Source organism: Rubrivivax soli (assembly GCF_049810355.1).
In the GTDB taxonomy this organism is placed as follows: domain Bacteria; phylum Pseudomonadota; class Gammaproteobacteria; order Burkholderiales; family Burkholderiaceae_C; genus Rubrivivax.
In genome coordinates, this window is sequence record NZ_CP187368.1 from 678,751 (window position 1) to 702,320 (window position 23,570).

The 23,570-nt window shown below is 66.7% G+C and carries 25 protein-coding genes; 9 read left to right on the plus strand and 16 right to left on the minus strand.

The window, feature by feature from the left end; genetic code table 11:
* Window position 1 precedes the first annotated feature (1 nt).
* The gene (locus tag ACPOLB_RS02940; RefSeq protein ID WP_425259800.1) at window positions 2-2,938 is read right to left on the minus strand and encodes a DEAD/DEAH box helicase; all 2,937 of its coding nucleotides are present in this window, start codon (window positions 2,936-2,938) and stop codon (window positions 2-4) included.
* 77 nt (window positions 2,939-3,015) lie between these two features.
* Entirely contained in the window at window positions 3,016-3,225 is a 210-nt protein-coding gene (locus tag ACPOLB_RS02945; RefSeq protein ID WP_425259801.1) for a hypothetical protein, read from the minus strand.
* 137 nt (window positions 3,226-3,362) lie between these two features.
* On the opposite strand from ACPOLB_RS02945, the gene ACPOLB_RS02950 reads away from it, so the two are divergent.
* Window positions 3,363-4,064 carry a hypothetical protein gene (locus ACPOLB_RS02950; protein ID WP_425259802.1) on the plus strand — a complete coding sequence of 234 codons (702 nt, stop codon included), beginning with the start codon at window positions 3,363-3,365 and terminating at the stop codon, window positions 4,062-4,064.
* A 418-nt stretch (window positions 4,065-4,482) separates the two neighbouring features.
* Here ACPOLB_RS02950 and ACPOLB_RS02955 read toward each other — a convergent pair whose 3' ends face one another.
* The 3 genes from ACPOLB_RS02955 to ACPOLB_RS02965 all read right to left on the minus strand — a co-directional run bounded on the left by ACPOLB_RS02955 (window position 4,483) and on the right by ACPOLB_RS02965 (window position 7,310).
* Entirely contained in the window at window positions 4,483-5,814 is a 1,332-nt protein-coding gene (locus tag ACPOLB_RS02955) for a hypothetical protein (RefSeq protein WP_425259803.1), read from the minus strand.
* 194 nt (window positions 5,815-6,008) lie between these two features.
* Complete coding sequence (locus ACPOLB_RS02960; RefSeq protein ID WP_425259804.1) at window positions 6,009-6,617, minus strand: helix-turn-helix domain-containing protein; 609 nt, start codon at window positions 6,615-6,617, stop codon at window positions 6,009-6,011.
* A gap of 63 nt (window positions 6,618-6,680) precedes the next feature.
* Window positions 6,681-7,310 (minus strand): hypothetical protein, encoded by a 630-nt coding sequence (locus ACPOLB_RS02965; RefSeq protein ID WP_425259805.1) that lies wholly within the window; start codon window positions 7,308-7,310, stop codon window positions 6,681-6,683.
* Between the two features lie 138 nt (window positions 7,311-7,448).
* Here ACPOLB_RS02965 and ACPOLB_RS02970 point away from each other — a divergent pair, with 138 nt between their 5' ends.
* The 3 genes from ACPOLB_RS02970 to ACPOLB_RS02980 all read left to right on the plus strand — a co-directional run bounded on the left by ACPOLB_RS02970 (window position 7,449) and on the right by ACPOLB_RS02980 (window position 10,902).
* Window positions 7,449-8,288, plus strand: a complete 840-nt coding sequence (locus ACPOLB_RS02970; RefSeq protein WP_425259806.1) for a hypothetical protein — start codon at window positions 7,449-7,451, stop codon at window positions 8,286-8,288.
* A 986-nt stretch (window positions 8,289-9,274) separates the two neighbouring features.
* Window positions 9,275-10,348 (plus strand): replication-relaxation family protein, encoded by a 1,074-nt coding sequence (locus tag ACPOLB_RS02975; protein WP_425259808.1) that lies wholly within the window; start codon window positions 9,275-9,277, stop codon window positions 10,346-10,348.
* A 236-nt stretch (window positions 10,349-10,584) separates the two neighbouring features.
* Window positions 10,585-10,902 carry a single-stranded DNA-binding protein gene (locus ACPOLB_RS02980; protein ID WP_425259809.1) on the plus strand — a complete coding sequence of 106 codons (318 nt, stop codon included), beginning with the start codon at window positions 10,585-10,587 and terminating at the stop codon, window positions 10,900-10,902.
* A gap of 172 nt (window positions 10,903-11,074) precedes the next feature.
* Here the strand turns inward: ACPOLB_RS02980 and ACPOLB_RS02985 are convergent, their stop codons facing one another.
* From ACPOLB_RS02985 to ACPOLB_RS03030, 10 genes are all read right to left on the minus strand, one after another.
* Window positions 11,075-11,728 carry a hypothetical protein gene (locus ACPOLB_RS02985; protein ID WP_425259810.1) on the minus strand — a complete coding sequence of 218 codons (654 nt, stop codon included), beginning with the start codon at window positions 11,726-11,728 and terminating at the stop codon, window positions 11,075-11,077.
* Between the two features lie 526 nt (window positions 11,729-12,254).
* A complete protein-coding gene (locus ACPOLB_RS02990) occupies window positions 12,255-15,443 on the minus strand; it encodes an efflux RND transporter permease subunit (protein ID WP_425262007.1) in 3,189 nt (1,062 codons plus the stop codon).
* Window positions 15,440-16,927, minus strand: a complete 1,488-nt coding sequence (locus ACPOLB_RS02995; RefSeq protein ID WP_425259811.1) for an efflux RND transporter periplasmic adaptor subunit — start codon at window positions 16,925-16,927, stop codon at window positions 15,440-15,442. The genes ACPOLB_RS02990 and ACPOLB_RS02995 overlap by 4 nt, the downstream gene beginning before the upstream one ends.
* Window positions 16,924-18,159, minus strand: coding sequence for a TolC family protein (locus ACPOLB_RS03000; RefSeq protein ID WP_425259812.1), 1,236 nt, complete (start codon window positions 18,157-18,159; stop codon window positions 16,924-16,926). The genes ACPOLB_RS02995 and ACPOLB_RS03000 overlap by 4 nt, the downstream gene beginning before the upstream one ends.
* Before the next feature lie 79 nt (window positions 18,160-18,238).
* Window positions 18,239-18,622, minus strand: coding sequence for a hypothetical protein (locus ACPOLB_RS03005; protein ID WP_425259813.1), 384 nt, complete (start codon window positions 18,620-18,622; stop codon window positions 18,239-18,241).
* 91 nt (window positions 18,623-18,713) lie between these two features.
* Window positions 18,714-19,265 (minus strand): hypothetical protein, encoded by a 552-nt coding sequence (locus ACPOLB_RS03010; RefSeq protein WP_425259814.1) that lies wholly within the window; start codon window positions 19,263-19,265, stop codon window positions 18,714-18,716.
* Between the two features lie 7 nt (window positions 19,266-19,272).
* Window positions 19,273-19,614: a copper-binding protein gene (locus tag ACPOLB_RS03015; RefSeq protein WP_425259815.1), complete on the minus strand. Its 342-nt coding sequence runs from the start codon at window positions 19,612-19,614 to the stop codon at window positions 19,273-19,275.
* Between the two features lie 15 nt (window positions 19,615-19,629).
* Entirely contained in the window at window positions 19,630-20,082 is a 453-nt protein-coding gene (locus ACPOLB_RS03020) for a DUF411 domain-containing protein (protein WP_425259816.1), read from the minus strand.
* Window positions 20,079-20,573 carry a cupredoxin domain-containing protein gene (locus ACPOLB_RS03025; protein ID WP_425259817.1) on the minus strand — a complete coding sequence of 165 codons (495 nt, stop codon included), beginning with the start codon at window positions 20,571-20,573 and terminating at the stop codon, window positions 20,079-20,081. Before ACPOLB_RS03025 ends, ACPOLB_RS03020 begins: the two co-directional genes overlap by 4 nt.
* A 90-nt stretch (window positions 20,574-20,663) precedes the next feature.
* Complete coding sequence (locus tag ACPOLB_RS03030; protein WP_425259818.1) at window positions 20,664-21,026, minus strand: hypothetical protein; 363 nt, start codon at window positions 21,024-21,026, stop codon at window positions 20,664-20,666.
* A 207-nt stretch (window positions 21,027-21,233) separates the two neighbouring features.
* On the opposite strand from ACPOLB_RS03030, the gene ACPOLB_RS03035 reads away from it, so the two are divergent.
* On the plus strand, window positions 21,234-21,494 hold the full coding sequence (locus tag ACPOLB_RS03035; protein ID WP_425259819.1) for a heavy-metal-associated domain-containing protein: 261 nt from the start codon (window positions 21,234-21,236) through the stop codon (window positions 21,492-21,494).
* Window positions 21,495-21,512: 18 nt separating this feature from the next.
* Here ACPOLB_RS03035 and ACPOLB_RS03040 read toward each other — a convergent pair whose 3' ends face one another.
* Window positions 21,513-21,815, minus strand: coding sequence for a DUF5676 family membrane protein (locus tag ACPOLB_RS03040; protein ID WP_425259820.1), 303 nt, complete (start codon window positions 21,813-21,815; stop codon window positions 21,513-21,515).
* A gap of 131 nt (window positions 21,816-21,946) precedes the next feature.
* On the opposite strand from ACPOLB_RS03040, the gene ACPOLB_RS03045 reads away from it, so the two are divergent.
* The 4 genes from ACPOLB_RS03045 (at window position 21,947) to ACPOLB_RS03060 (ending at window position 23,530) form a co-directional block, all read left to right on the plus strand.
* Entirely contained in the window at window positions 21,947-22,363 is a 417-nt protein-coding gene (locus ACPOLB_RS03045; RefSeq protein ID WP_425259821.1) for a hypothetical protein, read from the plus strand.
* Between the two features lie 16 nt (window positions 22,364-22,379).
* Entirely contained in the window at window positions 22,380-22,622 is a 243-nt protein-coding gene (locus ACPOLB_RS03050; protein WP_425259822.1) for a DUF2933 domain-containing protein, read from the plus strand.
* Window positions 22,603-23,268, plus strand: a complete 666-nt coding sequence (locus ACPOLB_RS03055; protein WP_425259823.1) for a methyltransferase family protein — start codon at window positions 22,603-22,605, stop codon at window positions 23,266-23,268. Before ACPOLB_RS03050 ends, ACPOLB_RS03055 begins: the two co-directional genes overlap by 20 nt.
* Before the next feature lie 130 nt (window positions 23,269-23,398).
* On the plus strand, window positions 23,399-23,530 hold the full coding sequence (locus ACPOLB_RS03060; RefSeq protein ID WP_425259824.1) for a hypothetical protein: 132 nt from the start codon (window positions 23,399-23,401) through the stop codon (window positions 23,528-23,530).
* Window positions 23,531-23,570 lie beyond the last annotated feature (40 nt).

Here is a 23,570-nt window from a genome sequence, read left to right on the forward strand (position 1 = left end):
GTCAGGCGGCCTTGACGGCGCTGGGGTGGCACACGGCGGCCAGCACCTGAATCCAGGGCTGGGGCTCGGTGGTCAGGGTGTCCTGCACCCACTGGCGGTACTCGTCGAAGACGCGGTTGATTTGCTGGCTGCGCTGCTCGAAGCGGCCGCGCCTGACGGTCTCCAGTTGGTTCTCCAGTGCCAGCTTCAGCTGCTCGAGCTGGCGGCCCTGAAGGCGCTCCAGGTCTTTCAGCGTGCCTCCCAGCCGCTCGGTGAGGCCTGCGGCAAACGCCGCCTGCTTGGCGAGCATGTGCTCGTGCATCGCGCGTACGGCCTGCGGCAGCGCCTGCTGCAGGCGCGCGGTAGCTTGCTCCAGCCCTGGCACGTGCCCGCGGTTGGGCAGCTTCCCGGCCTTAAGGCCGGCCCGGGAAGCGAAGGCGTCGAAGGCCTCCAGCGCGAAGGCGCCGCTGCCGCCGCGCCGCGTCGCCACGCGCCACTCGAGCAGCATGGGCTGGCCCTTGCGGTTCGGCACCAGGCTCATCTGCACGAAGGCCTCTTCGTCGGGCTGAATGGACGGGCTTTGGATGAGTGGTGCGCTGTGGCGCTTGACGCCCGACATGACCTGGTCACCCAGCCACTCCATGATGGGATGCTGCGGCCAGAGGTAGTGCAGCTGCGGCCAGGTGTCGTCTTCGGCCTTGGCCTGGCGGGCGCTCTCGATGGCCTGGGCCATGCGGACGGGGTCGGCACACAGAGAGTAGTAGTCCTTCTCGTCCTGCACCTCGCGCGGCAACTGGCGCAGGCGCTCCTGCAGGTCATGCGGCGCGGTGATGGCGATGATTCGCTCGGCATCGTGTGCCGTCCACTGGCACATGGCACCGCCCAGGTTCAGCTGCGTCAGCGCGGTCTTGGCGTAGTGGTAGTCACTATCGAACAGCGAACCGGGCTCATCGATGTGAGCGAGGCTGCTCGTGGGCGCTGCCGGCGCGGCCTCGCCGCCGAACAGCTGCAGCAGGAAGTCGCCGTCGTCGTTGCCTCCGACGCTGGCGGCTTCCTGGTCGAGCTTGGCCTCTATCTGTTCGGGGGTCAGGCCATCGGCCAGGAAGCCGGTGACCTTCTCGTCTTCCTTCTCGGGGTCGAAGACATTGAGGAAGGCCGACGGGTCGCCCAGGTTCAGGTAGGCCTGTTCGTCCTTGCGCTGCAGGATTTCGTAGGTGCGCAGGTCACCCTTGATGCGTTCGGTCTGGGCCTCGGTGAAGAGGTAGACGATGTGCGGCTGGTGCTTCTGGCCATAGCGGTCCACCCGGCCATTGCGCTGCTGGAACACCATCAGCGAGAACGGCAGGTCGAAGTGCACGAGCCGGTGGCAGAAGTAGTGCAGGTTCAAGCCCTCGCTGGCCACGTCGGAGCACAGCAAGATGCGGATGGGGTCTTCCAGGCGGCCGAAGCGCTCGACGAGCTTCTGCTGCTCGGTGTCGGTCATGCCGGCGCCACCGTGCAGCACCTCGAGCTGGCCGGTCTTGAGCTTGAGGTCGGCGGTGAGCTGGCGCTTGAGCCACTCCAGCGTGTCGATGCGCTCGGAGAAGATGACCAGGCGGTCGTTGGCATCACTCACATCCCACGCGAAGTCCTGCGACCGCAGGAGACGCAGCAGACGCTGGTAGCGGCTGAAGTGCTTGGCCGTCGGGTCTTGCACCAGCGGGGCCAGCGCATCGCGCAGCACTTCCAGGCCGGCCACCTCGTTCTGCTCATCGGGGGTGGCGTTCGGCTTGGCGGTGAGGAGCTGGATGCGCTTCTGGGTCGACATCAGCGCCGCGGCCGGGCTGGAGAACAGCGCCTTCTGCATGCCGACGCGCTGCAGCTCCTGCTGGCGGCCCGCCTTGTGCTGGCCGCCCTGGGTGAAGGCGACATCGAGCAAAGCGCGGTAGGCCTCCTCCTCTTGCGGTGACGCGGGCTCGCGCAGGCAGGTGGTTTGGCGCTCCTGGAAGTCGGCGCTGACCTGGTCCTTGATGTCCTTCTTGAAGCGCCGGATGACCAGGCCCTTGTTGCGGAAGTCGTCGGGCGTGTAGTCGTCGGGGTCGGAGATGGCGGTGGGGTCGAGCAGCGTCATCAGTGACGCGAAGCTGCGCGCCGAACCGTCGTGCGGCGTGGCCGACAGCAGGATGAGCGTGTCGGACCGGGTGGCCAGCAGCTTGGCCAGCCTGGCACGGCGCGAGAGGCCAGTTTCCGAAGCCCGTGCCGCAACGTTGTGGCACTCGTCGATGACGATGAGGTCCCACCATGCGTTCTCGAGGTAGTTGCGGTACTCGAGGTTGCTCTTGAGGGTGTCGACCGAGATGATGCTGCGGTCGAAGTGGTTGAACGGGTTGTGGTTGGCCGGAATGCGGTTGCGCACGCGGGCCAGGCCCACGGAGTCCAGCCGCACCAACGGAATCGAGAAGCGGCTCCACCATTCCTTTTGGAACTGGGTGAGCATGGCCTTCTGCGTGACGACCAGGATGCGTTTACCGCGGCCGCGCTGGATGAGCTCGGTGGCCAGGATGCCGGCTTCCAGGGTCTTGCCGAGGCCGACAGCATCGGCGATGAGGATGCGCGAGCGCGGCTGGCGCAGCGCCTGCAGCGCCGGGTCGAGCTGGTACGGCACCAGGTTCATCATGCCCCGGTGGCCGAGGTGAATCTTCTCGTCGTTGGCCACGCTGCGGCGGCGCTGGCTCTCCAGATACAGCAGAGCCGTGTTGTAGGTGGGGCTGTCGTCGGGCACCAGCTTCGTCGCGGCCGGGTCGAGGACCTCAATTTGCTCTTCGAGCTGGGTGAGGAAGAGCGCGTCCTGACCACGGACGAGGTCAGAGATGCCGTCGCAGGTGAGCAGCCAGCCGCCGTCAGTGGAGGGGTCAACTCTGCGAATGAGCCATTCTTCGTCGCGGATGACAGCGCGGGAGCCTGGGGCGAAGGCGAGCATGTGAGGCGCTACGTGAACAAGTCGAATGCGGTGGCGTGACTGGAAGGTGCTGGTCAGCGACGACGGACGTTAGCCCATCACGATGCGCGGGCCTTGGACTTGGCACCCGGCAGGGTCTGCGTTGGAACGCCTTCGAGCGGATAGCCATTGGTCCGGCAGTAGGCGACGACCATCACCTCCAACATATTGGCCAAGCTGCGCATTTCTCGCTCCGCGGCCCCCTGCAGGGCAGCCTTGATGGGTGGCTCGACGCGCACGCTGACCACTTCCGACTTGCCAGCTGACATGGGCTGCTCCTGTGAGTAGAACGCTAGCGGAGTGCCAGCTTATCGGACTTGTCGCGGAGGTCGCATAGGGATTGGGAGCGCTTGGGGCCCGCGCTCGCTAGACGAGGTGCCAGGCATCCCCACAACTAAGGAACCCCATGCAAAGCAAGAAATTGGTCGAGGCCTCACCGGTCGAGGCCGACCGCCACCTGCGCGACCCGCGACACCGGGCACGCTTTTCCGAACTGCTCAACCCCAAGGAGACCGCGACCCGCATCGCCACGTCCTTTCCTGAACTCGTCCACGAGGGCTGGGCCATCCGTGTCGAGCTCACTTCCGAGGAGCTCGAGCTGCTCCAGAACGATGGCCAAGCCGGCTTCCTGCAACTTGACATCGTCCACTTCTCGCTGGGGCTGCCGGTGGCGGTGCTGCGGGCACAGGCAGGTGGCGTGGAGTTCAGGTTCGCCATCCCTCTCTGGCTGGCAGGTGCTCAGCAGTGGCTGCTCGATGCCGTGGACCAGGAGCAGTTTCTGCTGCTCCTGGACCCGACGGACGACGACTTCAGCTTTGCCCTGAAGGGCTTCGGCAACTTGCTGGACGACCAGGTCTCGCTCGTCTCGGCGGCGACGCTCACTCGAGAGCTCAGCCCCACCGAATCGCAGGAGCAGATGTACCTGGCAGGGCTGAAGCTCATGCAGGACCGTTCGCTCCCGGCGCCGTTCCCCGGCTCGGAACCCCTCGCTGTTCGGGCAGCCGTCGCGGGCCAGGGCAAGGATGCCGTGGCCGTGATGGGAGCCCTCATGGCCGCGGAGACGGCCAGGGTGGCGGTCATGGGCCGCGACGAAGCACTCTCGTTGTAGGGCCTTGAGGGCGCGGACTCGCGCAATTGATTCAGAAGGGGTGGCCGTCTCGGCTGCCCCTTCTTTCTTCTGCCTCGGTAGAGGTAACGAGGTAACGCCGAGGCAGCGATGGAGCACGAGCTGTGACGGCCGACCCGCGCCGTGGCTTGCCCTGGACCGGTAGTACGGGCGCTTCGCGCCCTTGGCTCACCAGGCGGGCGTAGCCGCTCCGCGCCGCTGCCTATGTTCAGGCTTGTCTTGCCACTGGACGCGGAGTCCGGACTGTGTAGAGCTACAGGAAGCTACAGGAGCTAGAGAAGGCAGAAGTCGTTGACTGGCGGGCCTTTAGGGCCGTCGCCAGCGACCGGATGACGCGGCCCGGGTGGTGAAGGCAACGACCGTTTGACGCGAGGCCTTGCCAGTGCACAGGAGCCCGCCGCTAGAAATCGACCGCGTACACCCGGTCAGGACAGTTCCTGCGGCGGTCCGAAGACCCATATCGCCACCCTTTGATGAGCCCGGCGCTCGTCAACCGGTCGTGCGCCGTGTCGAGCGCGGCCTTCAGGTCGGTGTCGCGGCCCATCGTCGAGCCCAGGAAGCGCCGCAGCTCCTGGACCGTGAACGGCCAAGGCCTGACATGCGAGCGGTAGAGCAAGTAGAGGCGCCTGACCGTGTCTCCTTCTCGACGGCGCGTCAGCAGGCCGTACTCACGCTCGCTGAACCAGCTGCTCAACCTTGGTCCGAACGCCACCCGCACTTCGCGCGGCACAGACACCGACCACATCCGTCCATCGGTAGAAGACGGCCCAAGGAGTTGGAAGCTCACCTCGATGGGCCCGCGCGCAGACGACTGCGAGAGCGGGTCGTCCGGGAACATCGCCCGAAACTGTTGGCGCATGGGTTCGAAACTGCTTCGCACGGCCAGTCGGGCTCCCTGGAGCCGCGCAATCTCGGCGCGGAGCGCTTTGTAGGCGGGGCCTCCGGTGCCTCGTCCGAGAGCCGTCAGCAGCTCCTTCGCGGACACCGTGACTCGGGAACCCAGCGGGAGCGGAGTCACGAGCTTGAGCAGTTGCCCCCAGACTTCCATGTCGCCCGTACGCAGCTCTTCGCCCAGGTACGTGACCGTGGTGTCGCCATAACTCTGCCCCGAGAACTCGACAACGTGGAGTGGCGCGTCTGGCGTGTACTGGCGGCGGGTGCTGTTGCGAACGCCGATTTGCACCAGGCTCCCGCATGTCCACAGGTGAGGCAGCTGGAACTGGCCAGGGCGCAGGTCAGGCAGGTACCACTCGGTTGAGACGGTATGGGACTCGCTGTTAGCCGAGGCCACTGCGCAGGTCGCAGATGTGGCTGCAGCCAGGGCGGCCTGCACCGACTGCGATGTATCGGCTGGCCCGAGATGCTCCTCGATGGTGGCTAACATCGCTGCCAGCCATCTGCGGCGCGTCATTCGCTCGCGCGTTCCCTTCCACTGGAGCAGGTCCCCGTCGAGGGGCGGTCGTTCGCCCACCGGGCCGTCGCAACTAAGCAACTGCCAGATGGCACTACGAACATGCGCGAGGTGTGCCGGGCCACGCCGGGCAAGCTGAGGTACGGCGTCGAGGCTGAGCCTGTACACGAAACACGGCTGCATCTCGAGAAGGACCTCCAGCTCGGAGGTCGACGTACGCACGATGTTCCTCTCGGTCCACTCGTCTCCCTTCGAAAACCGCGCGCGGCTGGAATAGTGACGTTCGAGTGCCGTGAGGTCATGCAAGGAGTGTTGGGTCATGGTGGTCCGCTTCGATTTCCTTCTGCCGACCGTTTGACGCCGGTCGACAATTGGTGGAGCGAACCGGTTTATCTGCGCGCTCGTGTAGACCGGCGCTACAGGCCTGCGCAGGAAGAAAGAGACGGGCCGAAGCCCGCCCCCGAATGACGAGGGACGCTCGTCAACGGTCAATCAAGACAGCCACCGAAGCTCTGCTACGCCATTGCACGAGCTTCGTTGTCGTCGTGGACGACAGCAGCGCGCTGGAGCCACCGCAGCACGTCCGGAAGTTGCCGGACACCGAGGACATCCTGCCGCGAGCTCTCGGCGTACATCAGCACGATTGAGCGTTTGGCCTCCAGTGGCAACGCCTTGACCTCAGGGGGCAGAAGCGTCCGGGCCACAGGGTCGAGCTTCATGTTGTCCAGCGCTCTGTCCATGAGGTCCTCCTCTGACTGGGCAGGCCAGGCGAAATCGCTCATCGGAAGGACGCCCGCCAGGAGCTTGACGACCACGGGCGGCACACCCAAGTACCTGGCACACGCGCCGGCAACCTCGGAGGACAGGTACCGCGTCTGACGCACGCCACAGCGCAGCTGGTAGAGGTACGAGTACGTGACGCCGAGTTCCTCGGCCATGTCCTTTCGGGTTTGGCCTCGGCGGTCGCACTCGTCGAACAGCCAGCCAAGAAGCGGGCCGCCTTCGGCAGCATAGAGACGCATCAGTCGTTGCTCGGGCGTTTCTGGGGCGGGGGCCGCTTCGCTGCTGACTTGGCAGACAACGCGCGAAGTGCAGCCCGCGGGGGGCACAAAGGTTTCAGACATGTTGGGGGTTCCTAGGAAGCACGCAGGTGCGTGCTGTTCGTATAGCAACCCGACCGTACAGGTTCAGCCGCGGCGTCGCTTCACAAATCCCCGTGCCTGCAGGGCCTCGAGCAGGCTGCTGTCGGCCGTGCCATCAACCTCGGCAACGATTTGCGCCCACAGCGTGTACGTCCGGGTCGTACGCGCGCCGGAGGCTGGTGCGGAGCCCAGCACGCCATCGCGGACCGCGGTGGCGGCGGCACGGACGGCCGAGAGAGCGTCCGACAAAGGGTCTGGACGTTGTGGCGGCGGGCGTGGCTCTGGCGCCCCGACCACACTCACTCGCCCCAGCGCCTCGGCGATGGGCTGAACAGTGTCGCGAGGAACGCGCCGACGGTGACTGCGCTCGACTGCTTCATCGACCAGCCGCCGCGCCTCGGCAAGGCGCCAGACCGGGTCGACCTCTCGCTGCGCCGCTTCCTGCCGAGTTCGCTCGGCGGCCGCGCGTGCCGGTCCGCAGATGCTGCGCTCGACGTAGTCCCGCTCTTCGGCGGTCAGCCCGGGCGCAAGCCCTTCGGGGAGAGCGCAGGAGTCGCTCGGCAAGCTGCCGACATACGTCTGCTCAGCGTAGCCGTGCGTGTTGCCGGCAGTGCCCTTGGGAACCCAGCGAGAGCGGTAGAGGCAGGCCATGCGGCCTCGTCGTTTGATGTGCATCGCAGCGCCTTGCAGTAGTGGAGACACGACGTGTAGCCACCGTGATGCCGATGCAAGTCCCGCGGGGCAGTTGCCCATGCCACGGAGATAAAACGCCCGACTAGACCGAGGGTCAGCACTCCTTGCCTAAGACCCTTCATGCAACTCGATTCCATTGCCATCGCCGTCCCTGATACCCAGGAAGCCACCCCGCATCGCAAGCCTGCACCTGAACTCCAGCGGGATGAGTACGGAGCCATCTCACCGCAGGTCACCCTGAACGACGTCTGCCGAGCGCAACTGCGCGACATCCTCGCCTTGGCGGTCAAGAGCGGACATCTGAACGCGACGTACCTGCACCGGGACCGACGTGAGTTGGAGTGTCTCAACCACGACGTGTACGACGTCTTGCTCGAGAAGGGGCGAATCCGCGCTGTCGTTGTCCAGGAGCGAACGTTCTGGAAGGACCTGCGCAAGACGCGAACCCGGATGACGAAACGCTATGTGCTCTTGACCCGCGACCGACGGAGCCTGCGCGCCGAAGAGCTCGACGCCGCCACCTGCGTGAAGCGCGCCAAGAACACCTCGGCACTGGGCGAACTCGTCCGGCACTACACCGGCGCAAGGCCGGTGCGTTGCGTTACCCCTCGTGTCGTCGTCGAGGGCGCATACAAGGTGTTGGTACGCGACGCGGCCGGTACGCTTCGTAGCGTCTTCGACGGCTCTGAGTACCGAGTGGGCGTTTGGCGGGCCGAAGCGGCCGCGCCCGACCATGGCGGCGGCTTCTACTTCTACTGGTCCGAGCACGATGCGGTGGCCGGCACCGGGACGAACACGACGTTCGCCGCAGGGCTGACAGACGGGTTGGAACTTGTGCTGTGTGAAGTCGAGGTGGCAGGCCGGACTGTCGAGTACGCACACGGCAAGCACGCAGCCTCGCGGCTGCGTGTGCTGCACGAGCTCCGAGTGCTCCGCCGGCCGGCGCCGGAAGCCAGCTGAGGCGCAATCCTCGGCGGCGCCGAGACCTTCGCCATCGACCCATACAGCTTAACGAAAACGACCGGCCCGACGACACCGGACATTCGAGCCTGGCGTCACCAGCGGGTGGACGGCTCGGCGTCCAGCCGAGTTCATTTCCCGACTGCTGCCGCGTGCATGGGTCACGAGGGCCTCGGTGGCACGCTTGAGAGGGCAGGCCTGCTCGCGACAGCCCGGCTGCCGGCGGTGCGAACCGCCGCCGTACCTGCGCGGGCCGGCCTCGGATTTCGTCGCGGCGCGCAGCGACGCAGCCGTGGCCGGGGTCCCCGGGACTCGTCGAAGGGGAGCTGATACGAGACACGGGGCAAGCCACGATGACGCGGCCCGCTGATGACGCAGTTGGGCCCGCCGTTCAGGGGCAGGTTCGCCCCCGATGGAGCGCCTGGGGACGGCGGCGGTTCGCACCGGCAAAGCCGGGCGTATGTACAGCGACCTGGATGGACGTCGCGACGCATACGTGAACGACGACCGGCCCCAAGCCGGGCGAGGCTGTTCGAGGGGAATCACCTCGTGCCCCATGCCCTCGAGCAGCCGTGCGGTCAGACCTCGGCAGAAGACGCGATGCGGCGCTGGCCGCGTGGTGTGCTGGGTGTCGTCCGCGGGTGGCGTGGCAGCCCGATGTCGCTAGACAGGGTTGACCAGCCACTGCAACACATGCACGCCCGGCGCGGGCACGGTGGCCCTGACCAATGAGGGAGCGAGCGACGATGACAACAGCGATGGGCAACCGAGGGGGCAAGCGAGAGCCACTGCGGCATGAGAGTGGTGCAGCAGATGCAGGGAATGGCGGGAACCGTGATGCCGCAGCCGAGGTCCCGGAGGCCGGCATCGATGTATCCGCGGGTGCCGGGACGAAGTCCGATGGAAGACCAGCGGTCACGCGCGGCCTCACGGCGGTAGCGTCTTCGACACGGCTTCGCGCAGCAATCTGGACGCGTGCGCTGCGCTTGGCGCACCGGTTCCGTGTCATCCGGACAGTGGACGTCGTGGCGGCCTGCTTCCCGGAGCGGGACTTCAAGGCCGCGCTGACGGCCGCGCAGCGCGCCATGCGAGGGATGGTCAAGGCGTCGCTGCTACGGCGGTACCGGACCGACCGATTCCAGACGGTATACGGACTCACCCAGCACGGCGCGCGATGGCTTAACGATGCCGACATCGAGGCGTCGGCATCGGTTCGGCGCGTGAGCGACATGACCAATCCGGAGCACAGGCTCTGGGCTCAGTTTCTCGTTCTCTCGGCCGAAGCGCGCGGCCTGCAGGCTTGGACCGAAGCCGAACTGATGCGGTTGTTGAACGGCAAGGTGAAGGACGGCAAGCCCGCCGCGCAGGGGCTGTTGCGCGTGAAGGTCACGACGCCAAGGTGTACGGCGACGAAGTGGTTGCGCCCAGATGCTGTCTTCGTCGAAAGCGACGGGGCGACATGGGTCGAAGTGGACCGCAGCGCGCGCGGTTCCGACCGGGCGGCTGACCTGCGCGCGCTTGTACTCTCGGTCGGCGCGGAGCTCGCCGACGGCAGCCCTCTCCGGCGTGTCGTTCTGTTCACCAGGACCGACCGCATCCTCCGGCGGGTGATGGCGGTTCTGCGACAGGTCGTTCAGCAGACCCGCGAAAGTGCTTTGGTACGCGGGCGCAGGCAGCTGCGGGAAGGACGGGAGGACGGCCTGTTCGAGGTCTGGCTGACCACTGACCGGAAGCATCGGGACGGGCGTGTGAGCCTTGTGGACCGGCTCGCGGGCCATGTCCTCGTCCAGTCTCTGCCGGTCTGGCTCCCGAAGGTCCGCTTGGACGGACGAGGTGCGAGTTCCACGGCGGGCTGGCTGAGCGAGAACTACCTGCCCTACCGTAGGCCCCCCTGTATGGCGCCGTGGGCGCGGCCTGCCTCACCTCTACTGGGTCTCCCCGTTGAAGGCCGCACCCGGGAGGACAGCGACCCACCATCTGCGGCGGGTGTAGCCGAATCTGTGCAGACCGGGACCGACGCCGCGCTCAAGCCACGCAGTGCCAAGTTCGCACCAGAGTGAGAGAAGGCCCTGATGCAGCGTCCGCTAGGTCGCGAGCCGACCACGCCGCGCTGAGCCCGCTACACGCTCGGTCGACTACGCGTCGACGTCGCTCGACAACTACCCGGCTGCACTACGGTTTGAGGTTGCGCATACAACGGTGCGTCCCGTTCTGGCCGGCGCTCGTGACTCGCGAGCGGGTTCCTATACGCATGGAGGCGGCGAAGTTCTTCGTCGTATCAACCAAGGAACCGTCCATGCAAGTGTTTGGCAACGTTGCCACCCAGCCCGAGCGCAAGACTTCGAAGTCGAGTGCAAAGCGCTACTGCGAATTTCGACTGGCAGAGAGCCAGAAAGGTGTCGACACACAGCCCACGTGGTACACCGTGCGCGTCATGCGCGAAGAGCCCCTGGAACTCGACCGCGGCGACTTCGTGCGCGTCACGGGGAAGCTGAAGGCGGACTACTACCTGTCGCGCGAAGGCAAGCCGACGGGCACGCTGCTTATCCTCGCATTCGAGGCTGCGAAGATTTCGAAGCCTTCGAAGCCAGCCGAGGTGCGAGAAGTCGCGTGAGGCACGCCGACCGATAGGCGTCACGACTGATTCGAACGGGCCATCGTCACGATGGCCCGTTCACCCTCCTACAGAAGCCACCAGCATCTCACGCAAGCCAGGAAGAAGGCCGCACCCTTCGGTGCGGCCTTCGAATCATCGAACGGTCAAATCGATAGACCGCTGACGGCTCCTAGTTCAACACACGGGCCTTCGTGCGCCGAGTCGAGGGGTCATGACCGGGACCTGTCTCGAGAACGAGCACAAGGCGGACGTCCTGCGTCTGGAACCCCGGGATGAGGCTTGGCATCGCGTCGACGTTGGCGAGGTGGCGAGCCGCTTCAGCGGCGTCACGCACAAACGCGTCCCTGTCGACGGTGGCGCATTCGCCAATCAACTCCTCGACATCAGCGCCCGCACGAACATTGCAGGGCATGCTCACGACTGCGACTTGATTCGTCTCGGGTATCTCGAGGGAGATGTGCGCGACGGCGTCCGATGTCACCGCGCGAAACCAGTCCTGGGTGGTCGGGCTTGCAAGGCTCGTGAGCAGGCGGACCTGGAGCGCAGCCGCTTGCAGCGTGACGACAGGGTAGAGGATGCCCTTCTTGGACTCGAGCACATCGAGCTTGGAAGCGTTGGGGATGAGCGGGCTCTGCAGGATGCGAACCGTCTCGTCGGGCAGCTGCGTCGCCAGAGCCCAGGAGTTGAACTGCGGACGCTGCTTCATCGCGAGGCAGTCCCTTGCGAACTGGTCAGGCGTTTGAAGCCAGCCCAAGTTGACATGGGCTGCAGTGCCGTCGAGCGCGAAGCCACGGAGCGGGTCGTAGGGGGAGTTGTTCGGCATGTCGATTCCTCTGGCCGGTCGAATGGGCCAGTACGACGTATAGACACTCTGGGGCGTGGCCCTCGGCAGCGTCCGCTGGCTTGGCCGAGCCGAGTGCGCGGCTCGAACCCGCAGCAGAGTTGGTTGCTACACGACCGGTATCAACCGCAATGCTTCGCTGGGAACCTGCCAACGGCCGAAGCAACCCACCTCCTATGCCTCGCCTCTCTGCCGACTGCCCGAAAGGCACCATCGACCTGGATGCCTTCATCCGGCGCCTTCAAGTACTTCAAGCACAAGGCGCGGGTTCCCGCCCAGTCCTCATTGAGACGAGGAGCCGTACGGGGGTTGTCATCTATGCCCACGCGAATGCACGGCTCGACCAAGTAGCAAGCATTGACGGCAAACTGCGAAGTGCGGTGACCACTGGCAGTACCTTGCTCGATGTCATTCGAGTGGGATGAGCTGCACAACGCCGTGCCATCGGGGCACTGCCAGTGCTTCGCGCCGCTAGGACTCGCGGTCCGCATCGCCAACACGTCCGACGTCATCTCCGGTCCAAGGGACCGGGCGTAAGTTCAGCGCTTGGCAGGACGTCAACATGTCGGGCTCGATTCCGGAGGCGACGAAGGCCCAGCAAGTACCACGCTGCCGGAACCACCAGCATGCTGAGCAGCGGTGCTGTCACCATGCCACCGACCATTGGCGCGGCGATGCGCGTCATCACCTCCGAGCCGGTCCCGCCACCCCACAGGATGGGAAGCAGGCCGGCCATCACCACCGCCACCGTCATCGCCTTGGGGCGCACGCGCAGCACGGCGCCTTCGCGGATGGCCGCGAGCAACGTCGCCTGGTTGTCGGGCTCGCCGGCCACCAGGCGCCGGTCGAGCGCGTTCTTCAGGTAGACGAGCATCACCACGCCGAACTCGGCTGCGACCCCCGCCAGCGCGATGAAGCCCACGGCCGTGGCCACCGAGATGGCATGCCCCATCGCCCAGATGAGCCAGAAGCCGCCGACCAGAGAGAACGGCACGGCCGCCATCACCAGTGCCGCATCGCCCGCGGACCGGAACAGCAGGTACAGCAGCACGAAGATGACCGCCAGCGTGGCCGGCACGACGAGCTTCAGGCGCTCGGTGGCACGTTCGAGGTACTCGAACTGGCCCGACCACGAGACCGCGTAGCCCGCCGGCATCGCCAGCTGCTCTGCCACGACAGCCTGCATGTCCTTCACCACCGAGCGAAGGTCGCGCCCGCGGACGTCCACATAGACCCAGCCCGACAGGCGTGCGTTCTCGCTGCGCAGCATCGGCGGTCCTTCGGCCAGCCGCACGCGGGCCACATCCTGGAGGAGTAGCTGTGCACCCCGGTCCGTCACGAAGGGCAGCGTGCGCAGGCGTTCGAGCGAGTCCCGAATCTCTCGCGGATAGCGAACGTTGATAGGGAAGCGTTCGCGCCCGCTGACGACCTCGCCGACGTTCTCGCCGCCGATGGCCGTCGCTACGATGGCCTGCACATCCGTCACAGAGAGGCCGTAGCGTGCAGCCGACGCGCGGTCGACATCGATGTCGATGTAGCGACCGCCGGTGAGCCGCTCCGCGAGTGCCGACGACACACCTGGCACGTTCTTCACGACCGACTCAATCTGCGTCGTCAGCTGGTCGATGATGGCCAGGTCCGTGCCGGCGACCTTGATGCCGACCGGACTCTTGATGCCCGTGGCCAGCATGTCGATGCGGTTCCGGATGGGCGGCACCCAGATGTTCGACAGGCCGGGCACCTTGACGGCGCGGTCCAGCTCCTCGACGAGCTTGTCGGGCGTCATGCCGGGTCGCCATTGCTCGCGCGGCTTGAACTGGATGGTCGTCTCGAACATCTCCAGCGGTGCCGGGTCGGTGGCGCTGTCGGCGCGGCCAGCCTTGCCGAAGACACGTTCGACCTCGGGCACCGTCTTGATGAGGCGGTCGGTCTGCTGCAGCAACTCGGTGGCCTTCGACACCGACAGGCCCGGCAGCGCCGACGGCATGTAGAGCAGGTCGCCTTCATCGAGCGGCGGCATGAACTCGCCGCCCAAGCGCATCAAGGGAACGAGCGTTGCGGCAAGCACGACCGCCGCCGCGAGCAGCGTCGCCTTCGGAAAGCGCAGCACCGCCTCAAGCGCGGGCCGGTAGACGGCGATTAGGAAGCGGTTCACCGGGTTCGCGGTCTCCTTCGGGATGCGGCCGCGGATGAGGTAGCCCATCAGCACCGGCACCAGCGTGACGGACAGCCCCGCGGCCGCAGCCATCGCGTAGGTCTTGGTGAAGGCCAGCGGAGCGAACAGCCGCCCTTCCTGCGCCTCGAGCGTGAAGACCGGCAGGAAGGACAGCGTGATGACCAGCAGCGAGAAGAAGAGCGCCGGCCCCACCTCGACCGAGGCCTGCGTCACCAGCGCCCACCGCTCCGAGACGGTGGGCTGCCGGCCGTGCTGCTCTTCGAAGTGTTCGAGCTGCTTGTGCACCGCCTCGACGAGCACCACGCTCGCATCGACCATCGCACCCAGCGCGATGGCCACACCCCCCAGTGACAGGATGTTGGCGCTGATGCCCTGCCAGTGCATCACGATGAAAGCCGTCAGCACACCGACGGGCAGCGTGACCACCGCGACGAGTGCGGAGCGCAGGTGGAAGAGGAAGACGGCGCACACGAGCGCGACGACGACGAACTCCTCGATGAGCTTCACCTGCAGGTTGTCGACGGCCCGGTCGATGAGCTTCGAACGGTCGTAGGTCTCCACGACCTCGACGCCGGGCGGCAGGCTGGGCTTCAAGGCCGCCAGCTTGGCCTTGACCGCCTCGATGGTCGTGCGGGCGTTCTTGCCAGAACGCATCACGACGACGCCGCCCGCGACCTCGCCCTCCCCGTCGAGTTCGGCAATGCCCCGGCGCATCTCCGGGCCCATCTGCACGAAGGCGACATCGCGCAGCAGCACTGGCGTGGCACCGGCGACGGTGATGGGGATGCCGCGGAAGTCGTCGAGCGACTTCAGGAAGCCCTGCGAGCGCACCATGTACTCGGCTTCGGCCAGCTCGACGACCGAGCCGCCCGAGGACTGATTGGCCTTGCGCAGCGCCTCCATCACCATGCCCTGCGTGACGCCGAGCTGGCGCATGCGGCCGGGGTCGAGCACGACCTGGTACTGCCGCACCATGCCGCCGATGCTGGCCACCTCGGCCACGTCGGGAACGGTCTTCAGCTCGAACTTCAGGAACCAGTCGTTCAAGGCACGCAGCTGGCCCAGGTCGTTCTTGCCGCTGCGGTCGACGAGGGCGTACTCGTAGACCCAGCCCACGCCTGTGGCGTCTGGCCCCAGTGCCGCGGTCGCCCCCGGCGGCAGACGGCTCTGCACCTGGTTCAGGTACTCGACGACACGGGAGCGGGCCCAGTACGGGTCGGTCGTGTCGTCGAACAGGATGTAGACGAAGGAGTCACCGAAAAACGAATAGCCGCGCACGGTCTTGGCACCGGGCACGCTGAGCATGGTCGTCGTCAGCGGATAGGTGACCAGGTCCTCCACCACCTGCGGCGGCTTGCCGGGGTAAGTGGTGCGAACAATCACCTGCACGTCGCTCAGGTCGGGCAAAGCGTCGACGGGTGTGCGCGACACGGACCACAGGCCGGCCCCCACGAGAAAGGCGGTGGCGATGAGCACGAGGAAGCGGTTGACCACCGACCAGCGGATGAGGGCGGCAATCACTTCGCCGCTCCCTTGCGCTGAACAGAGACCAGCTCGTAGTCCAGCGGCCCGCCCTGCCGGAACTCGAACTGCACGGTGTCGCCGGGCTTGACCTCGGCGAACGCCTTCGGGTCGGCCTTGCCGAAGCCCATCGTCATCTCGGGCCACTTCAACGCCGGCACGGGGCCGTGCGAGATGGTGATGCTGTCCGCATCGACGCTCTCCACCTTGCCCTGCGCCGTGAAGGTGCCCGAGCTGACCGTCGACGCTGCCGCGGATGTCGGCGGGGCAGCGTCCATGCTGCCGAGCACCGACCGCAGGCGCGCTTCAGAGTCCACGAGGAACTGACCGCTGGCGACCACCTCATCGCCTTCCGCCAGCCCCTGGACCACCTCGAGCTGCTCGCCCAGTTCGACGCCGAGCTTCACCTCACGCGGCTCGAAGGTCCCGTCGGCCTTGCGCACGATGGTGACGGCGCGCGTGCCGGTGCGGATGACCGCCTCGGCAGGTACGACGAGCCGGACCGCAACCGGGCCAGCAACCTGCAGGCGCAGCAACATGCCGGGCACCAGCTTGCCGCCACGGTTGTCGACCTCGAAGCGGGCCTGCAGGGTGCGCGTGGCCGCGTTCACCTGCGGCAGGACCTCCTGCATTGTCCCGGTGAAGCTTTGCGTCGGGTCGGCCTGCAGGACGGCGTTCACCTTCTGGCCGCGCTGGAGCCGCACGGCCTGCGCCTCGGGCACTTCGGCGACGGCCCAGACACGCTCCAGGCCGGCGATTCGGAACAGCGTCATACCCGGAGAGACCGCTACTCCCTCCCGCACGCCGAGCTCCGCGATGACGCCACTCGCGGGCGCGACGAGCGTGTAGCGCGCCTGTGACGTCCCGCCTTCTTCAGCCTGGCGGACCAGCTCGGCAGGGATGGACATCGCGCGGGTGCGCTCGCGGGCAGCCGCCAGCAGCTCCGGCGATGCGCCCGCCTTCGTCAGGGCGACGATGTCGTTGAGCGGCCCGAGCCAGTCCGGTGCGAACACCGTTGCGAGCACCTGCCCCTTGACCACCCGCTCCATCGGCGCACGAACGGCGAGTCGCTCGACGTAGCCGGCGGTCCGCGTCTGCACGGCCACGCTCAGGCGCTCGTCGAACTGCACCGCGCCCACCGCATCGAACGATGAACTGACCTCCGCCCTCGTCACCACGGCCGTGCGGATGCCGAGGTTCTGCTGGACCTGCGGACTCACCTTGACGCCGCTGTCGCCGGCTTCATCGGCATAGACCGGCACGAGCTGCATGTCCATGAACGGCGACTTGCCCGGCTTGTCGAACTTCTGGCCCGGCACCATCGGGTCGTGCCAATACAGGACCTTGCGCTCGGCCGCCGATGCGGCCGTCGCGGATGACGCCATCGAGGCGTGGTCGGCGGTGCTGCGGCCCAGGTAGAACGCGGCACCGGCAATCCCGGCCACCGTGGCCAGGGCAACGAGAGAGACTTGAAGGCGGCTCATCGCACGGCTCCTTGCGCAATCGGCTTGAAGGCGAGTTGCGCCTGTGTCTTGGTCAGGTCGCGCCGGAGCGCCAGCAGCTTGCGCTGCGCTTCGACCTCGGCGTGACGCGCCTCGAACAGCATCACCAGGCTGGCCTGGTTGGAGCGGTAGGCGGCCAACGTGGCGGCAGTGCGTTGCCGCAGGGGTGTCAGCACGCCGGCGTCGAATCGCTCCATGCGTTCCTGCAGCCGCCGGGCGTCGCTGACGAGTGCCGCGTACTCGCCCGCCGCTGCGCGTCGAGCCTCTTCGAGTTCTGCCTCCGCCTTGTCCACCAGTGCCAGCCGGGCGGCTGTCTCGCGGTCTTGTCGGGCGGCGGGCGCAACGGGAAAGGGGATGCGCACCCCGAAGGAGACGAGGTCCGACATGCCCTGCCGCTGTCCGTACGACACCTCCCAGGTCCAGTTGGGCTTGCGGTTCAAGGCGGCCGCCGAGGCTTCCTGGCGGGCGACCTCAATGTCGCGCAGCTTGGTCACGACGACCGGGTGTGCGGCGACGTACGCGTCCAGCGCGGGGGCGGCCGCTGTTCGTGGCTCCGACAGCCCCTCGACAGGCATGCCGGTCCAGCGCTGCAGCAAAGTGGCCGCGGCGTCCTGTTGCTGCCGCTGGTCGGCAGACTCGTCCTCAGCCAAGCCGACGGCACTGGCCAGGCCGAGGACTTCGGCGCTGCTGCCGGAGACCGTCGCCAGGCGCCCCTTGCCGGCCTCGAGCTCTTCGCGGGCATGTTTCTCGTTGAGCGCGGTGAGCTCCAGCGCCTGACCCGCGTAGTAGGCGTCGATGTAGGCCAACGCCGTCTGCAGGCGGGCCTCGGCCACCGCCACGTGCTCAGTGACCGACTCGCGTCCGGCGACGGCATTGGCCACGGCCTCGCGTGCGGCACGCTTGTCGGCCGGGACCCACTCCTGGGCGATGCCGATGCGCTTCATCGTCATCTCCTCGGTGCTCGTGCGGAACCGGTCCGACCCGGTCGCGGGCAGGTTGTCGATGCCGACAGCGAGCATCGGGTCGGGCTGCTGGCCGGCGGCCCGCGCCATCTCGGACGCACCAGCAACACCGGCACGCGCCGCGCGTGCCATCTCCGAACGTTGGACCGCGAGGTCCAGGGCCTGTTCGAGCGACAGGGGTGCCGCGGTGGCCCAGTTGGCCGAAAGCAAGGCGGCGGCCAAAGCGGCTGCGCGCAAGATGTGGATGGACATCGAAAGACTCCGAGCACGAGCGGGAACGTGGCTGGCGTGCGGACATGCCGCACCAGCACCGGTCAGTCGACGGAGCGGGTCAGACCCTGAGTCTGAGCGTGGACAGGAAGAGCGGGTCCGGAGGCGGCTGGGCCTCCGGCGTGGCCGTCGTCGGGACGGCGCGGGCCTTCTGGGCCTCGAGCACCAGCGGCAATTCGAGCACCTGCGCGACCGCGGGCTGCCCCACCGCCGGCAGCTTCACCGCCTCGAAGGTCTTGCCAGGGTCGGCGGAATGCTGGTGGCACAGGACCGGTTGGTCCTCGTCCATGCCTTCGCAGGGCGTGCCCGCCTCGGCCAGCGTGGCCATGGCTTCGATATCCGGCTGGCCCGGGCAGACATAGCTCGCCAGCGCCAGCTGCGAGAACAGCAGCGACATCACCACAAGGATTGCGGTGCTGAGGCGGAATGGGCGACGACGCAGCATGGGTCAGGGCAGTCTAGCGCCGTTGCTGGATTCGCGGCCGGCGCGGCACCGGTAGCTTGACCTGGGTCATCTTCACCACCTGGCGCCTGCCTCAATGCCGATGCTTGTGCGCACCCGCATCGGCGACGTACCCGCGCGCGACGTTGTATGCGGTGACCTGGTCGACCGACAGCAGGCGCTTGGTCTTGAGATGCGCCACCAGATGCACGGCCCGAAGCTGACCCTGCAGGGACGCGATGCGTGCGGTCGTCTCGGCGATGGTCTTCTCGTCGGCTGCATTGGACTTGAACGCCGCGTCCAGCTCCGCTTCCGCGGCTATCACCTGGCCACCGAGCTGCTGTGCCGACGTCTTCATCTCGGCCGTGATGCCCTCGAGCGAGACCCGCTGCTCGGGCGTCAGCTTGAGTTGAGGGGCGAGTTCGAGCACGTGCATCGGTCCAGGCACACCATTGAGCTCCGCAGGCAGCGAGGCGCCCATGCCGCGGCCTTGTCGGAGGTCGGCCATCTGCTCTGCCGAGAGAGCCTTGATTTCCCGGTTCTGCAGGCCGGCATAGCCACTGGCTGGAGCGTGGTGACCAGCATGCTGAGCCGAGGCGCCGGCAGCAGCGACAACGAGCGTCAGGGACAAGAGGGTCTTGTACATGCGGTCCTCACTTCGCCATTTCGATGGCCGTGACGGTGATGGCGCCGTCCTTGTTGGACGCTGCGAACTTCACTTTATCCCCCGGCTTGAGGTTGTCGAGCATCTTGGGGTCGGCGACCTTGAAGACCATCGTCATGCCAGGCATGTCGAGATTGGCAATGGGGCCATGCTTCAGCGTCACTTTGCCTTGCTCCTTGTCGACCTTGCGGACTTCGCCGTCGCTGGTCGCAGCGGCGGTGGCAGATGCTGCCGGCGGGTGATGTGCCGAGTGGTCGGTGGTCGAGGTCTGCGCGAAGGCCGCGCCGGACAGTGACAGTGCGGCAAAGGTGATGAGCGAATACAGCTTCATGGGGAACTCCGATTCTCAGTTGTAGGCAGAGAAGACACGCTCGCGACCTTGCTTGTCGACGAGCAGAACCTGGTACGGGTCCTTGCGCGAACCCATCTCCATGCCGGGCGAGCCGACGGGCATGCCCGGCACTGCAATGCCGACAGCCAGCGGCTTCATGGCCAGCAACTTCTTGACGTCGGCTGCAGGCACGTGGCCTTCGACCACGTAGCCGGCAACGACCGCGGTGTGGCAGCTCCCGAACTTGTCCGGTAGCCCGTACTTGCGGCGAGCCACAGCGGTGTCATCCACCATCGTGACCTTCACGTCGAAGCCTGCAGCCTTCAGGTGGTCGACCCAGGCGCCGCAGCAGCCGCAGGATGGGGTCCTGAAGACCTCGACAGGGGGCAGTCCATTGGCCGCAAGCGCAGGAATGGCGGCGGCCGCCATCGCGCCCAGCGCCGCGGAGATGAGAGTGCGTCGATTCATTTGACGACCACCTTTCCAATCATGCCGGCCTCGAAGTGGCTGGGGATGAGACAGGCGAACTGGTACTCGCCCACCTTGTTGAACTGCCAGACGATTTCGCCCTTGGTGCCGGCCTTCACGTGGGCCATGTGCGCGTCGGCGTGCTCCATGTTCGGGAACTTCCTCATCATCTCGGCGTGCTCCTTCAACTCCTGCGGGGTTCCCAGGACCATCTCGTGAAGCAGCTTGCCGCTGTTGCTGACGACGAACTTCACGGTCTCGCCGCGCTTGAGGACCACATCCGAAGGCGTGAAGCGGAACCCATCGCTCATGTCGACCTGGATGGTGCGGGTGACCTTCCTTGGGTCGCCCTCCCTCCCGAAGGCGCGTTGCTCGACCTTGGAGGGGTCGAAGGCGTGCTTCGCCATGGTTTGCTTGTCGTCGCCGTGGGCGAAAGCCGCCGAGGCGAGGATGGCCAGCGAGAACGCAAGGCCGGTGCGTGCAAGGTTCATGTGATTCCGATGCGTCTGACAGGCGGACGGATGTCCGCGGATGCTCGTGCGGCGAGCGCCGTGGGGCCTCTCAACAGAGGCCGGGCGGGGTCAGATGCTTCGGGGTGGCCTGTCCTGGCCGCCGGACTGGAATGTCGGGGCAGGTGCGGCAAAACGGGGGAAGACAGTCGAACTCGCGGCCGACGGCGCTGCCACCGGGGGCAACCCGCTCATGAGCGGCGTTGCGGCGCAAGACGACACGCAGTGTCGGGCCTTGTCGAAACCCTCGTGGTCGTGGCTCGCGCACGCATCGTCCGGCGACGCTGTGCCATGCGCTTCGTGGTCATGCGACGTGACCACCGTCTGCGTGTGCGAAGCCGGTTGCTGCTCGCACACCACCACCGCTGCCGCAAGCCCACGCAGGGGCAGCAGCATCGCCAGCAGCACGAGAACGAAGATTCGCAACGACTTCACGGGTATGAGGCTAGCACGGTCGCGGAGGGCACGTCGGGTAGAGCGGGCTCGCCCATTCAACGGCCGCCCAGGCGGTCGCGTTGACTCTTCGGCTGCAGTCCGGGTTCCACTCTCACGCGACGATTGGGGAGCCATGCTTAGGAGCATTGACCCTCCCACGGGGGCAAGGTCAATCCTCGATGCATCGACCAACCCAAGGAGAAATCGATGCAAGCCTTCCGTGTGGATGACATGACCTGCGGCCACTGCGTCAGCACCATCGCCAAGGCCATCAAGGCCACCGACGGGGATGCCCGTGTGACCGTCGACCTGGCGCAGCACCTTGTCATGGTCGAGCCGACCGATGCGGACGCACAGGAACTGCGCGACGCCATTGCCGAAGCGGGCTACACGCCGGTGCCGGTGGAAGCGGCAACGGTGGCCGCGAAGCCCGCCAAGGCGGGCGGCTGCTGCGGCTGCTGCCGCTGAGTGCACCCGGGTGGCCCGTCAGGCGCCGAGGCGCAGACGCAGCCACCCGAAGAACGTGCCCGCCAGGAAGGCCCACAGGGACATCACCAGCAGCGCCTCGACAAAGCCAGCCCAGGAAAACGGCGCCGAGGTCAGCAGCGGCTTGAAGTCCAGGCCGTGGAACAGGCTGTTCATGAAGCCGAGGAAGGGCCCGGGCGCGACGAGCCAGACGAGGGTGCACAGCGCGTAGAACAAGGCCACGGTGATGGCCAGCGCGATACCGGTGACCAGCGCCGGGTGCGCCGAGGTTTGATTCCGGACGGCAACGACGAGGGTGCTCATGGCGAACCTCCTTTGCGGCGCAGGGCCGCAGATGCAAGCTAGGCGCCGGGAAGCGGCCGCAAGTTGATGGACATCAAGGTCTCTCGTGCCCCTCGCGCGCATCGTGAGCACTGCATCTATCGGAGGTTCGCATGAAGCTCGCACTGGTCGCCCTCGGCAGTTCTTTCGCCCTCGCCGGCTGTGCCACCGGCCCCAAGCCGGAAGACCACGCAGCGCATCACCCGCCAGGTGCTGCTGCGGCTGCGCCTGCCGCCGCGACCCCTGGACAGATGGACTCGATGATGAAGTCGATGCAGGAGATGCACGACAAGATGATGGCCGCCAAGACACCGGAGGAGCGGGCCAAGCTGATGCAGGAGCACATGAAGCTCATGCAGGACGGCATGGCCATGATGGGACAGATGCGCGGCGGCAAGGGCGGCATCGGGATGGGTGGCGGCATGTCGATGGGCCCCGAGATGATGGGCAAGCGCATGGACATGATGGAAATGATGATGAAGATGATGGTCGACCGTGAGGCGATGAAGCCCCCGGCCGCCACCAAGTAGCACGGGCAACGCCGACATGGACCACCGGTACGACGAAGCGCCCCCGTTCCGGCGCTCTCCCGCCGGCTGGGCGCTGGCCCTGGTGGTCGCCGTCGGCGGCTTTTACCTGGTCACCGAGCACACCGCACACCTCTTCGGCGCACTGCCGTACCTCTTCCTCCTCGCCTGTCCGCTGATGCACGTCTTCATGCACCGCGGGCACGGGCACAAGGGGCATGGCCAGCACAGGAGCAGCGACGATGAACAGCGCCGGCAATGACTACGGCCTGTGGGGCCTGGTGGTCGTCAACAGCGTCGTCTTCATCGGCTTCGCTTACAGCTTCTTCAAGCCCGTCAATCTGCGCGACTGGCGCAGCTTCGGGGCCTACAGCGCGTTCATCGTGGCGCTGTTCGCAGAGATGTACGGCTTCCCGCTGACCATCTACCTGCTCTCCGGCTGGCTGGGCACGAAGTTCCCGAACGTCAACCTGTTCGGGCACGAGGCGGGTCACCTGTGGTGGCTGGCGACGGGCCAGCATGGCAACCCGCACTTCGGCGTACTGCATCTGCTCAGCTTCGTATTCCTCATAGGAGGGTTCACGCTGCTCTCGAAGGCCTGGCATGTGCTCTATCACGCGCAGCGTCGCCACGGCTTGGCCCAGGCGGGGCCGTACCGCCACGTGCGCCATCCGCAGTACATCGGCTTCGTCGCCATCATGTTCGGCTTCCTGCTGCAGTGGCCGACGCTGCTGACGCTGGTGATGTTCCCGGTGCTGGTGCTGATGTACGTGCGGCTGGCCATCGCGGAAGAGCGCGACTCCGAGAAGGCATTTGGCGACCGGTGGCGTGAGTACGCCGCGGCAACGCCGCGCTTCATCCCGCACTTCGGCAAGGGCGACCGTGCACGGCCGGTCAACAGCCACTAAGGGGGCAGAACTCGCCTCCGGACTCGGCGCCATCGTTTTGGGCGCTGGCCTCGCGCTCGTTCTTCCCGGTTGGCTTCGCTCCTATGCCCTGCCGCTCCTCGTCGGCGGTGCGCTCGTCCACGGCGTCGGGATGACGCTGAAGTACCGGTTCGAGAACCGGGACGGGCCGCCGCTGTGGTGGGAGCGGGCACTGTTCTGGCTATGCTGGGCGGGCCTGGCCGCGCTCGGCCTGTGGATTGCAGTGTTTCCCGTCGCTCGCTAGCGCGCCCTTGACCTTCCCACGATGGAATGGCCAAGACTGG